The sequence below is a fragment of the Solwaraspora sp. WMMD1047 genome (genome assembly GCF_029626155.1).
GTDB lineage: Bacteria > Actinomycetota > Actinomycetes > Mycobacteriales > Micromonosporaceae > WMMD1047.
Map to the genome: position 1 here is coordinate 4560287 of NZ_JARUBL010000001.1, position 12597 is coordinate 4572883.

The following is a 12597-nucleotide window of genomic DNA, read 5'->3' on the forward strand; positions in this document are numbered from 1 at the left end:
GGCGTTCGACAGTATCGGCAGCCGGACGGTGTGGCCGCCTTGGCCACAGGCTAGTGTCACGCGCAGTGCCTCCGGTAGGTCAGCGCACGTCGATCATGCCGGTGGTAGCGGGAGATCGATGCCCGCCCCGCTCGACCACCCTGTACATGAACGGCTGTCAGCTTCGGGTGCGGTCCCCGGCCCAGGCGGCTTCGAGGATCGCGGTCAGGCTGGCGGTGTCGGTCGGGCCCGGATGGTTCTGGATCAGGCGGGTGACGCCACTGGCCAGCTCAGCGAAGCGCGGGAGGTCGGCGCGCACCACGCCGATGTCCGCCAGGGTGGGCGGAATGCCGATGTCGGCAAGGAGCCCGTCGAGCCAGGTGAGGAACGTCTCCGCGGCCTCGGCGTCGGAGGCATCGGCCACGTCCAGCCCACACACCCGGGCGAGGATGGCCAACCGGTCCCCGATGGCATCCCTGGCCGCGTCCAGCGCGTAGGGCAGCAGCAGCCCGACGCCCAGGCCGTGCGGCGTGTGGGTGGCCGCGCCGATGGGGTACTGGAGAGCGTGCGGGGCCGCGTTGCCCGCGTGGGAGAACGCGAGCCCGGCGAGCATGGACCCGTAGGACATGTCCGCCCGCGCGTCGGTGTCGCCGCCGTCGGTGACCGCACGACGCAGGCTACCGGCGATCCGTTCGGCGGCCAGGAGCGCGTACCGGTCGGTGATCGGGTTACGGCCGAGGAAGACCTGCTCCACCGGGTCGCGCGGTCCGTGCGGCCGGGGTCGCGCGGTGTAGCTCTCCACCGCGTGGCAGAACGCGTCGATGCCGGAGTGCGCGGTGACGGTCGCCGGGCAGGTGTAGGTGAGTTCGGGATCGACGATCGCGAAGTCGGGCACGATGTGGACGCTGGAAACCCCCACCTTCAGCGCCCGGTCCGGGTCGGTCAACACCGAGACGGGGGTGAGCTCGGAGCCGGTGCCGGAGGTGGTCGGGACCGCGACGAGGGGAATCGTCGGTCCGGGCACTCTCGACTCGCCGTAGAAGTCGCGCGGCGTCCCACCGTGGCGCCGGATGACGCCGACGATCTTGGCGAGGTCGATCACCGTGCCGCCCCCGATGGCGAGGATCACGTCGGCGTCCACCTCCGCGGCGGCCGAGACGGCCAGGGCGACATCGGAAAGCGGCACGTCCGGGGTCGCGTCGGCGAACACCTGGACGACCTCGGTCCGCTCCCGCACGGCAGCCACGATCCCGGCCACGCCCGGCTGCCCCAGCAGCACCTGGTCGGTCACCACGAGGACCCGCGAGCCACTTTCGGCCACCACTCGTGGAATGTTCTGCGCCACCCCTTCGCCCACTATCAGCTGGCGTGGTCCGCGAACGGTCTCAAGCATCTCCGTGCCTCTCCGAAACGTCGGCGGGAGCGCCCTCGGCGGGCGCCCGGGGCAGCAGGCCGGTCACGGTAGGTCGATCGCCGCGTAGGTGAGGTCGAGGTACTCGAGGATGCCCTCGTGCGACCCCTCCCGGCCGATCCCGGACTGCTTCACGCCACCGAACGGAGCTGACGGGTCCGAGATCAGCCCACGGTTGATGCCGACCATGCCGGTATCCAGCCCTTCGACGAATCGGAGCGCCCGCTGCAGGTCTCGGGTGAAGACGTACCCGACCAGGCCGTGCTCGGTGTCGTTGGCCTGCGCGATCACCTCGTCGTCGGAGGTGAACGGGATGATCGGCGCCACCGGGCCGAAGATCTCCGCCGCCAGCATCCGGGCGTCGTCGGGTACGTCGACGAGGACGGTGGGCGGGTAGAAGTGGCCCGGCCGGTCCGGACGCTCCCCGCCCACCAGGACCCGGGCGCCGCGACCGACCGCGTCGGTGACCAGCTCGTCGAGCTTGGCGACCGAGGCCTCGTCGATCAATGCCCCGACGTCCACGCCGTCGTCGAGACCGTGGCCCACCGAGAGCGCGCCCATCCGCTCGGCGAAGCGCGCCGTGAACTCCTCGCGTACCGGCTCCTCGACATAGATCCGGTTGGCGGCGATGCAGGACTCGCCGATGTTGCGCATCTTGGCCACCATGGCGCCGTCGAGCGCGACGTCCAGGTCGGCGTCGGCACACACGATCAGGGCCGCGTTGCCGCCCAGCTCCATGGAGGTGCGCAGCACGTTGTCCGCAGCCTGTCGGAGCAGCACCCGCCCGACCTCGGTGGACCCGGTGAACGAGAGCTTGCGGGTCCGGCTGTCGGCCAGCAGCGCTGAGACCACCTTGCCGGCCCGTCTGGTGGTCACCACGTTGACCACGCCCGGGGGAACGCCGACCTCCGCCATGGTGCGGGCCAGGAACAGCATGCTGAGCGGTGTCTGCGCGGCTGGCTTGGTGATCGTCGTGCAGCCCGCCGCCAGCGCGGGAGCGATCTTGCGGGCGCCCATGGCCAGCGGGAAGTTCCAGGGCGTCACGAAGACGCACGGCCCGACCGGCTTCGGCACGGTGAGGATGCGGTATCCACCTGCGGGAGCGGTGCTGTAGCGCCCCTCGATCCGCACCGCCTCCTCGGCGAACCAACGGAAGAACTCGGCGCCGTAGGCCACCTCCGCCCGAGCCTCGGCGAGCGGCTTGCCCATCTCCAGCGTGATCAGCCGGGCGAGTCCCTCGGATCGCGCGGTAAGTTCCCGGTACGTCGCGGTCAACAACTCCGACCGTCTCCGCGGCGGGGTCGCCGCCCACTGCGCCATTGCCTCGCTCGCGGCGTCCAGCGCGGCGAGCCCGTCCGCGACGTCGGCGTCCGCCACCTCCGCGATGGTCCTGCCGGTGGCCGGGTCCTCGACGGCGAAGGTGGCCCCGCTCGCGGCATCACGCCAGTCGGCACCGATCCGGAGCCGCCGGTGCTCCGGGGCCAGGACGTTCATCGGGTCACTCATTGCGTCGGCTCCTGTGCTGTGCTGGCCTCGATCGTCACGTGTGGTCGCATGGTGCCGTCGCCGCCCGGCGCGGTTACCGCCCGGCCTCGGACAGCGACACCCCGGTCTCCGCGTCGAACAGGTGCGCACGGTCCAGGTTGACCGTGACAAGCAGCCGTTCACCCGGGGTACCGGTGACGGTGGGTCGGGCCTTGACCTTGAGGATCTCCGTCCCCACCCGGACGTCGACCACCGTGCGGTCACCGAGCGGCTCAAGCCCGTACAACTCTCCCGACAACGACGCGTTCCCCCGCTGCTCGACGGAGAGGTCCTCCGCCCGCAGACCCAGCAGCAGCGGACGACCCTCCGGCGCGGTGGCCCAGCGGGGGCGCGGCAGCGTCCAGCCTTCCGCACCGACCAGACGATCCCCCTCGGCGCGGCAGGCGAGGACGCTGATCGGCGGGCTGCCGACGAATCCCGCCACCCACCGGTTGGCCGGCCGCTCGTACACCTCGGTCGGCGTTCCGACCTGCTGCACCTTCCCCTCCTTGAGGACGGCCACCTGGTCGGCCATGGAGAGGGCCTCGACCTGGTCGTTCGTCACGTACACGAAGGTCGCGCCGAGGCTGCGGTGGATGCGGGTGAGCTCGGTGCGCATCTCGACGCGGAGCTTGAGGTCGAGGTTCGTCAGCGGCTCGTCCATGAGGAATGCGCGCGGGCGACGGACCAGCGCCCGGGCCAGGGCGACCCGCTGCATCTCACCGCCGGACAGCTGCGCGGGACGGCGCTGCAGCAGCCGTTCGATGTGCAGCAGGCTCGACATCTGCTCGACGGCGGCGGCGATCTCGCTCGGGGAACAGCGGCGGGCCCGCAGCGGCGAGGCGATGTTCTCGTACGCCGTGCGTCGCGGGTAGAGGGCGTAGTTCTGGAAGACCATGGCCAGGTCACGCGCGGCCGGGGCGGCACCGGTCGCGTCCCTGCCGTCCAACCGCACCGACCCGGCGTCGAGCTTCTCCAGGCCGGCGATCGCCCGCAGCGTCGTCGTCTTGCCCGCGCCGGAAGGTCCGAGCACGACGAAGAACGAGCCGTCCGGCACGTCCAGGGTCACCCCGTCGAGGGCCTGGACCTTGCCGAAGGACTTGCGCAGCCCCTGCACTGACACGGTTCCCATCAGGCCACCAACTCCTCCGTGCGCAGGTCGTAGACCGCCGGGGTCCCACCGGTGTGCCGCAGTCCGACCGGCGCGTCAGCGGCGAACCGGCCGGTCGGTGGCATCCGGACCCGCACCTCGCGCTCGCCACCGTGGTCGACCACGTAGATGATCTCGTCGCCCAACCACTCCACCGAGACCACGCGGGCCGGGACCGAGCGTTCCGCCCCTGGTGCGGTGACTTCCAGCGCCTCCGGTCGGACGCCCGCGACCAGGGAACGGTCGCGCAGCAGGCCCGGCGGTGGCGGCAGGGCCAACCCGCCCCGACCACGCAGCTTCCCGTCGGCCACCTCGACCTCGATCAGGTTCATCGGCGGGGAGCCGATGAACGCGGCGCAGAAGAGACTCGCCGGACGTTCGTAGACCTCCAGCGGCGTGCCGATCTGCTCGACCCGGCCCTGGTTGAGGATGGCGATCCGGTGACCGAGCGACATCGCCTCGACCTGGTCGTGGGTGACGTAGACCATCGTCGTCCCCAGCTCGCCCTGCAGGTGCTTGATCTCCGTACGCATGTCCGCCCGCAGCTCCGCGTCCAGGTTGGTGAGCGGCTCGTCCATGAGAAATGCGCGCGGTCGTCGCACCAGGGCCCGGGCGAGCGCGACGCGCTGCTGCTCCCCGCCGGAGAGCCGGCGCGGTCGCCGGTCCAGGAGCGGGCCGAGCCGCATCAGCCGGGCGGCCTCGTCGACCCGCTGGCGCACCTCGGCCTTGGGCAGTCCCTCGGCCCGCAGGGGGAACGCCAGGTTGTCACGGGTTCTCAGATGCGGGTAGAGGGCGTAGAACTGGAACACCATGGCGATGTCGCGGTCGGCCGGCGACAGGTCGTTGACAAGCGTGTTGCCGATCCGGATGTCGCCCGTGGTCTGCCTCTCCAGGCCGGCGATGGCCCGCAGGGTGGTCGTCTTGCCGCAGCCCGACGGGCCGAGCATCACGAACAGTTCGCCGTCGCCGATCGACAGGTCCACATGATCGACCGCGACCGTCCCGTCCGGGTAGCGCTTGTGCAGCGCTGTCACCTCGATGCCCGCCATCAGCGGCGCACCGCCCCGAGCGTCACACCGGCGACGAGATGCTTGCGTACCAGGTAGGCGAAGACGAGCACCGGGAGGGCGAACACCACGGAGGCGGCGGCCACCAGACCCCAGTCCACAGTGGTGCCGCCGATCAGACCGGCGATGGCGGGTGGGGCCGTCCGCACCTCGTCGCTGGAGGTGAGGAAGATGGCGAAGACGAACTCGTTCCACGAGAAGATGAGTGCGAAGACCGCCGTCGCGGCGATGCCGGGCACGAGCAGCGGCAGGGTGTAGCGCCAGAACGCCTGTAGCCGGGTGTAGCCGTCGAGCATGGCGGCTTCCTCGTACTCCGCGGGCACCTCGTCGACGAAGCCCTTCATCATCCAGATCGTGAACGGCACGTTGAACGCGGTGTAGATGAGGATCAGGCCGAGCTTGCTGTCGATGAGTCCGACCTGCCGGTACATGAGAAAGATCGGGACCACGACCACCACGGGCGGCATGAAGCGGGTGGACAGGATGAAGAACAGCTGGTCCTTCTTGGCTTTCACGGCGAAGCGGGAGTAGGCCCAGGCCGCCGGTACCCCCAGCACGGTCGCCAGCACCGTGGAGACGCCGGCGACCACGACGGAGTTGAGGAAGGCGACGGAGAGGGCGGAACGACCACCATCGGAGGCGACGAAGACGTCCCGGTAATGGTCCAGGGTGACCTGGAAGTCGAGGAACTTGGCCGGGATCGCGTAGACGTCGCGGTTCTCCTTGATCGAGGTCTCGATCATCCACAGCACCGGAAAGAGCATCACCACGGCCAGTACGGTCAGCAGCGCGACCTCCAGCACGGCGCGGCCCCGGCCGCTGGGGCGCCGCGCAGGGGGCGGGTGGTCCTGGACCGGACCGGTGGAGACGGCATCATTGACGGAGACGGCCATCAGTCCTCCTTCAGCTTGTTCAGGTAGCGCAGGTACAGCTGGGTGAGGACGATGACGACGAGGACCATGAGGATTCCGTACGCCGAGGCGGTTCCGGTGTTGAAGCCCAGGAACGCGACCTTGTAGACGTGGAACGACAACGTCTCGGTGGAGACCCCCGGGCCTCCGCTGGTGAGGATGTAGACGAGGTCGAACAGCCGGAACGCCTCGATGGACCGGAACAGCACGGCGATGAGGAGCAGCGGCCAGACCAGCGGAAGAGTGATGGTGCGGAACCGGAACCACTCGGACGCCCGGTCGATCGCGGCGGCCTCGTACAGGTACTTGGGAACCGCGGTGAGGCCCGCGAGCGCGATGAGCATGATGAACGGCGTCCACTGCCAGGTGTCGACCACGATCAGGGAGATCAACGCCGTGCGCTGCCGGGTGAGCCACTCCACCTGCCCCAGACCGACTGAGCCGAGCATGCTGTTGATCACGCCGAACTGCGCGTCCAGCATGAACCGCCAGAACAGCCCGACCACGACCGGTGACAGCATCATCGGCACCAGGAACAGCGTGGTGAGCAGCCCGCGCCCGTGCGTGCGCCGGGAGATCAGGTAGGCGATGGCGAACCCGAGCACGGTCTGCAGGCCGACCGCGCCGACCACGTAGATCAACGTTGTCAGGGCCCGCTGGTGGACCTGCGCGGACGTCAGGATGGCGGTGTAGTTGCCGAACCCGACGAAGTTGGCGGGTCCCCCGCGGGTGGCCTGGTAGTCGGTGAAGGACAGGTACAACGCCCAGAGCAACGGGAACACCGACATCGCCAGCAACAACAGCAGCGCGGGCGAGATGAAGGCCACCGCGAGCCCGCGGTCGCTCAGCCGGCCGGACCGACCCGGGGCGGGTGGCGCCGGGGACGCCACCTGCCCGGGGTGGTCCGTCGCCAGCGGGGCGGGATCGCTCACAGTCCGCCGCCGCCCTTGCGGCCGCTCGAGTCGAGCACGCTCTGCTGCTCCCTGGCGATGTCGTTGAGCGCGTCCGTCGGGCTCTTCGCACCGTTGAGAGCCGCGTTCACGTTCGTGTTCTCGATGTCGACGAGGCGCGCGTACTCGGGCACGTTCCACATGTCCCGCATCCGCGGAACCGAGTCGGCGTACACCTGGTTGAACGGCCCGGCGTTGAGGAACTCGGGTGACTGCAGGGCGTCCGTACGCGACGGCACGCCACCGGCGGCGGCCCACTTCTTCTGGATGTCAGCCCGCTGGAACCACTTCATGAAGTTCAGCGCCTCCGCCTGGTTCGCCTCGGCGGAGTAGGCCGACACGTGCATCCCCATCCCGCCGAGCGGGACCAGGTTGGTCTTCTGGCTCGGCAGGGTGGCGAAACCCAGCTTGTCGAGAATCTGCTCCCGGGTGCCGCCGAGCGTGGACTGCTTCGGGTCGAGCAGGCCGCCGCTGGCGGCGATCCAGTTGAACGCGATGCATGCCTTGCCCTGGGCGACCGCCGCGTTCACCTCGTCGATGAACCAGTTGCCGGAGCCCTTGGCGGTCAGCGGCTTCATCCTGTTGACCAGGACGTCCATCGCCTCCTGGCCCGCCGCGTCGTTGAGGACGCCCTCGATCTTGCGCGACTTGGGGTCCCAGAGGTTGCCGCCGTAGACGCCGTTCACCGTGTTGTAGGTGACGGCCGCGGCGTCCGAGCCGTTGGCCTGGTGGAACGCAAGCCCGCTGACCCCGGGGTTGTCCGCCTGGCACTTCTCGGCGGCTGAGATCATCTCGTCCCAGGTCTGCGGTGGCTGATCGCCGATCAGGTCCTTACGGTAGATCATCGTCCAGGTGTCGCCGAGCAGCGGCAGTCCGTACAGGCTGGCGTTCTCGTCGCGCTTGCCGGTCTCGGCCTGCGGGAACTGGCCGTAGGCCGCCAGCAGGTAGGGGTTGTAGGCGTTGACGTCGATGTTGTTCTTGACGAAGTCGGTGATGTCGAGGATGTTGCCGTTCGTCACGGCCTCGCCGATGTGTTGCGAGTCCAGGATCGCGATGTCGAAGTCGGTCTTGCGGGCCGCGAACTGGGTGAACATCGCGTCGTGCCAGTTCGCGTTCGGCACGGTGTTGACCTTGATGGTCGCGTTCGGTCGCTCCTTGGTGTACTCCGCGTTGGCGAAGGCCTCCAGCGCCTGGGCGGGGGGCCACTCGAACCAGATGAAGCTGAGGGTCAGCGGGTCCGTGGTGAGCTCCGGGATGGTCGCCGGCGCCTTAGGGGCGCCCGCACTGCCGCCGTCGGTCTGGTCGTCGCCGCACGCCGTCACGGTGGTGGCCAGCAGCAGCATGGCCGCCGTCGCCAGCTGCATCTTTCGCCAAGGAAGGGAGGTTTGTCTCATTTGCTTTGTATGCCGCATCTAGTGCCTGCTTTCTGGGTAGGGACTTCTAGAACCTCGCTATGCGCTTCGTCGAACAGTTGCTGGGTTGTTCAGGCGTGGTGCCGGGGTCTCGCGGGACGTCGCGGATACCCACGGGAGCTGCCGATGATCGAAGTAGAGCGATGGGTGGCGGTCCGGCGATGGCGCAGGTTGGCGAGTGGCCGGAAACTTTTCCTATACGATCCGCTTGGGGCGTCAGCATGCCGCAGCGCCGTGACTGCTGTCAACAGATTGACGAAGGCGCAAGAAGGGACCTCACGTCACGATGGACGACGAAGCGATGATCGCGCGGGGCCGCCGGGCCGTCCCGGGCGGCGTGCCGCCGGGGAGATCCGGCGGCCGGCTTGCCGACGAGGTCTACGACACCCTGCTCGGACAGCTGATGTCGCTACGGATCGAGCCTGGCTCCCGCGTCACGATCGACGTCCTGGCGCGAGAGCTGGGGGTCTCGCAGACGCCGATCCGGGACGCGCTGAACCGAATGGAGGCCGAGGGCCTGGTCGTGCGGGTACCGCATGCCGGCTACCGCATTCCCCCCCAAATCACCCGGCATCGCTTCGAGGACATGCTTGAGGTCCGCCTGCTCCTCGAGCCGGCAGCGGCCCGCAGATCCGCCGAACGGGCCTCCTTGCAGCAGGTGGCCGGGCTGCGGCAGATGCTGGCGGAGATGGCCGAACTGGAGGGTGGCAACGGGCCGATGGCCTACGGCGCCTTCGGGCTACGCGACGCCGCCTTCCACGATCTCGTCGCGCTGAGCGCCGAGAACCAGGTCATCCGGGAAGCGCTCGCGCGCCTGCACAGCCACGTGCACCTCTTCCGGCTGCACCACGACACGCAGGTCACGCACCTGGCCATGGCCGAGCACGAGGACATCGTGGCCGCGATCGCCGCCCGTGACCCCGACGCCGCCGCCTACGCGATGCGCCGGCACATCCTGCGCTCCGGCGAGCGGTTCCGACGATTGTTCGACGAGGTCAAGGACGCGGGCGCAACGGCGGTGGAGGCTTGACGGGCGGGCGGGCCCAGGGAATGCTAGCTCAAACCGGATCGGATCGGATTGGATCTACCTCACCCGTCCCCAGATGCGAGGAGAAGCAGGTGCCCAGAGCGCTGCTCCTGACCGGCGACGCCGCCGAGGAACTCGACACCATGTATCCCTACTACCGCGTGCAGGAGGGCGGCTGGGACGTCGACGTCTCGTCGCGGACGACGCGTGACGTGCAACTGGTGATCCACGAGTTCGACCCCAACTCCGACGCCTACGTGGAGAAGAACGGCCGGAAGCTGCCGGTCGACGTGCCCTGGGCCGAGGTCGACGTCGAGCGCTATGACGCCCTCATCATCCCCGGCGGACGCGCCCCGGAATGGATCCGGGTCGACAGCGACGTCAGGCGCATCACCGAGCACTTCTTCGCGCGCAACCTCCCCATCGCGCTGGTGTGCCACGGCGCGCAGGTGCCAGCGGTGTACGGGCTGCTGAAGGGCCGCAAGACGGCGTGCTTCCCCCCCATCACCGGCGACATGGAGAACGCGGGCGCCACGGTCATCGACGCACCCGACGTCGTGGACGGCAACCTCGTCTCCTGCCGGGGCTGGCCCGACATGCCACAGTTCGGCCGGGCGATGATGGAGCTCTTCTCGAAGTCCGTCGACCCGGCATGAGCGCCCCTGGCCTGCCCGGGTGACGGCGCTGCGGACCGTCACGGTCGGCAACTCCCCCGTCCAGGTGCTGGAGAGCGGCACCGGGCCAACGGTGCTCATGCTGCACGGCTCCGGACCCGGCACGACCGGGTCCGGCGCCTGGGCGACGACGGCGCGGGCGCTCGGCGGGTCCTGGCACCTGGTGGCGCCTGATCAGGCGGGGTTCGGCGGCACGCCGCTCCCGGCCGGCACCAGGGGTGGGCTCCGGCTGTGGACGGAGCAGGCCGCGGGCCTGATGGACGCTCTCGGCATCGAGGACTATGCCGTGGTTGGTCACTCCATGGGCGGCGCCGTGGCGCTGGCGTTGGCCGCCGCCCGCCCCCAGCAGGTCACCCGGGTCGTCGCGGTCTCGACGATGGGCGCCCCCGGAGCGCCGCTGTCCCCCGATCTCGACGCGATCTGGGCCGCCCCCGCCGATCCGCTCGGGGCCCGGGACATGCTGAGCCGCCTCGTCCACGACCAGACGCTCGTGACCGATTCGGCCGTCGACGCCCGGGCGACCGCGATGCGCGCGGGCGCGGCCACCTTCGCATCGGTGTTCCCACCACCCAGGGCACGGTGGGCCGACGACCTCACCCTCTCGGCGCGGACGCTGGCGGCGGTGCGCGCGCCCGTGCTGCTCGTCCACGGCGCCCAGGACCGGGTCACCCCACTCGGGACGGCGGCCCTGCCCCTGCTCGGACACCTGGCCGACGTCCGGCTGCACGTGCTCGGCCGGTGCGGGCACGTACCGGCCCTCGAGCACCCGCACGAGTTCCGGCACCTGCTGTCGTGCCACCTCCGCCAGGGCCGGGGTCACTAGGTTCCGGGCTGCGTCTACCAGGGCAGCGGCTTGGTGTCCCGGAAGAAGCCGCCGGTGGGTCCGTCGTCGGGCAGGGTGGCGGCCCAGACGATGCCGCGGGCGCCGTCGGGGATCGGTCGCGCGCCCATGGTCTCGGCGCCGGGCCAGGTGGCGGTCAGGCCGGGGCAGACCGAGTTCACCAGGACGGGGGTGCCGGCCAGTTCGGCGGCGAGAGTGCTGGTGAGGGCGTTGAGAGCCGCCTTGCTGATGCCGTAGCTGGCGGCCGCTCCGCCGCGTACGCGGAGGCCGAAGGCCTGATCGTCGTGGCTGCCGGCGCCGCTGCTGACGTTGACGATGCGCGGCGCGGGGCTCTGTCGCAGCAGCGGCAGCAGCGCCTGAATGAGACGCCAGGTGCCGAACAGGTTTGTCTGCATCACCTCGTTGGCTGCCGCGAGGTCGGCCCGGCTGACGACCTCGGTCCAGTCGACGAAGGCCGCCGCGTTGTTCACCAGGGCGTCCAACCGGCCCGGTTCGGCGGACAGTGCCGCGGCGGCGGTCCGGACACTGTCGTCGCTGCCGATGTCGAGTCCGACGGGCAGCGCGGTCACGTTCTCGCCGAGTTCGGCCGCGGCCCGCTTGGCCTGCTCAGGGTCACGCGCGCCGATGACGACGTGGCGGCCCGTATCGGCCAACTGCCGTGCGACCTCGCGACCGAGACCGCGCGCGGCTCCGGTCACCAGTACCACCGTCTTGTCCACCGTGCGCTCCTTCGGTCGGGGTTGTGGAGGCAGCGTAACGGACCGGTCCGTATCATGTCAGCATGATGGCGCATCAGCAGGCGCAGCGCGCGCCTCGACGGGAGCGGGCCGAGCGGCAACGGATCGTCCTGGACACCGCGGCGAGGCTGTTCTACGCCCGCGGAGTCCACGAGGTCGGGATGGACGAACTGGTACGCGAGACCGGCCTGGGCAAGGCGACGGTCTACCGGTTGTTCCCCACCAAGGACGACCTGGTGGCGGCGTACCTACGGCGGGCCGCGGGCGACATCCTCGACCAGATCGACGCCGGGACCGAGCGCGCACCGGACCCGGCGACCGCCCTGCACGCCGTCCTCTCGTCGGTCCAGGCCGATCTCGCCCGGCCGGACTTCCGAGGGTGCGCCTTCAACAACGCCAGCATCGAGTACGCGGACCCGCAGCACCCGGCCCGGGTCGCGGCGCGCGACTACCGCCTCGCGCTGCACGACCGTCTTCATCGCCTGGCGGTCCGGATCATGCCGGAACAACGCGACGAGGCGGCGGCCCTCGCCGGCCAGCTCGCCACCCTCGTCGACGGCGCCTACACCAGCGCCGCGCATCTGGGTCCGGCCGGTCCCGCCGCGGCCGGCATGGCTCTGGCCCACCACCTCGTCGACCGGGTCACGACAACCGCCACCAGCACAGACCTTCGATGAGCCAGGCATAGCAGCAGGCAGGGACGCGTTCCATCAGTCTTTCGCATTTCCGCCATTGCGCGGGCTCAACCACCGGCATCGATCCGATGCGTTCGCCGCACCGGGCGTCGCGGCATTCCCACCAGTGCGCGTGAACGACACCTCCCCGGCACCTGATCGGAGGCAGAAGGTGAGTAACCCGGACCGGTCGGGGAAGTGCCACAGACAGCTCGACGAGGGGTGTGACGACCACGGCCG

At 70.0% G+C, this 12597-nt stretch carries 12 protein-coding genes; 4 read left to right on the forward strand and 8 right to left on the reverse strand.

Annotated elements, in window-relative coordinates:
- Positions 1–157: 157 nt before the first annotated feature.
- The 7 genes from O7627_RS20760 to O7627_RS20790 form a co-directional block, all read right to left on the reverse strand.
- The gene (locus O7627_RS20760; RefSeq protein WP_278095163.1) at positions 158–1372 is read right to left on the reverse strand and encodes an iron-containing alcohol dehydrogenase; all 1215 of its coding nucleotides are present in this window, start codon (positions 1370–1372) and stop codon (positions 158–160) included.
- Positions 1373–1435: 63 nt separating this feature from the next.
- Positions 1436–2896 carry an NAD-dependent succinate-semialdehyde dehydrogenase gene (locus O7627_RS20765; protein WP_278095164.1) on the reverse strand — a complete coding sequence of 487 codons (1461 nt, stop codon included), beginning with the start codon at positions 2894–2896 and terminating at the stop codon, positions 1436–1438.
- Positions 2897–2969: 73 nt separating this feature from the next.
- Entirely contained in the window at positions 2970–4046 is a 1077-nt protein-coding gene (locus O7627_RS20770) for an ABC transporter ATP-binding protein (RefSeq protein ID WP_278095165.1), read from the reverse strand.
- The gene (locus tag O7627_RS20775) at positions 4046–5113 is read right to left on the reverse strand and encodes an ATP-binding cassette domain-containing protein (protein WP_278095166.1); all 1068 of its coding nucleotides are present in this window, start codon (positions 5111–5113) and stop codon (positions 4046–4048) included. Before O7627_RS20775 ends, O7627_RS20770 begins: the two co-directional genes overlap by 1 nt.
- Positions 5113–6024: a carbohydrate ABC transporter permease gene (locus O7627_RS20780; RefSeq protein WP_278095167.1), complete on the reverse strand. Its 912-nt coding sequence runs from the start codon at positions 6022–6024 to the stop codon at positions 5113–5115. The genes O7627_RS20775 and O7627_RS20780 overlap by 1 nt, the downstream gene beginning before the upstream one ends.
- Positions 6024–6974 carry a sugar ABC transporter permease gene (locus O7627_RS20785; RefSeq protein WP_278095168.1) on the reverse strand — a complete coding sequence of 317 codons (951 nt, stop codon included), beginning with the start codon at positions 6972–6974 and terminating at the stop codon, positions 6024–6026. Before O7627_RS20785 ends, O7627_RS20780 begins: the two co-directional genes overlap by 1 nt.
- A complete protein-coding gene (locus O7627_RS20790) occupies positions 6971–8356 on the reverse strand; it encodes an extracellular solute-binding protein (protein ID WP_278095169.1) in 1386 nt (461 codons plus the stop codon). The genes O7627_RS20785 and O7627_RS20790 overlap by 4 nt, the downstream gene beginning before the upstream one ends.
- A 334-nt stretch (positions 8357–8690) precedes the next feature.
- Here O7627_RS20790 and O7627_RS20795 point away from each other — a divergent pair, with 334 nt between their 5' ends.
- The 3 genes from O7627_RS20795 to O7627_RS20805 all read left to right on the forward strand — a co-directional run bounded on the left by O7627_RS20795 (position 8691) and on the right by O7627_RS20805 (position 10928).
- On the forward strand, positions 8691–9434 hold the full coding sequence (locus O7627_RS20795; RefSeq protein ID WP_278095170.1) for a GntR family transcriptional regulator: 744 nt from the start codon (positions 8691–8693) through the stop codon (positions 9432–9434).
- An 89-nt stretch (positions 9435–9523) separates the two neighbouring features.
- Positions 9524–10087: a DJ-1/PfpI family protein gene (locus O7627_RS20800; protein ID WP_278095171.1), complete on the forward strand. Its 564-nt coding sequence runs from the start codon at positions 9524–9526 to the stop codon at positions 10085–10087.
- A gap of 19 nt (positions 10088–10106) precedes the next feature.
- A complete protein-coding gene (locus O7627_RS20805) occupies positions 10107–10928 on the forward strand; it encodes an alpha/beta fold hydrolase (RefSeq protein ID WP_278095172.1) in 822 nt (273 codons plus the stop codon).
- 14 nt (positions 10929–10942) lie between these two features.
- Here the strand turns inward: O7627_RS20805 and O7627_RS20810 are convergent, their stop codons facing one another.
- The gene (locus O7627_RS20810; RefSeq protein ID WP_278095173.1) at positions 10943–11665 is read right to left on the reverse strand and encodes an SDR family NAD(P)-dependent oxidoreductase; all 723 of its coding nucleotides are present in this window, start codon (positions 11663–11665) and stop codon (positions 10943–10945) included.
- 62 nt (positions 11666–11727) lie between these two features.
- On the opposite strand from O7627_RS20810, the gene O7627_RS20815 reads away from it, so the two are divergent.
- Positions 11728–12360, forward strand: coding sequence for a TetR/AcrR family transcriptional regulator (locus tag O7627_RS20815; RefSeq protein ID WP_278095174.1), 633 nt, complete (start codon positions 11728–11730; stop codon positions 12358–12360).
- The last annotated feature ends 237 nt before the right edge of the window (positions 12361–12597 follow it).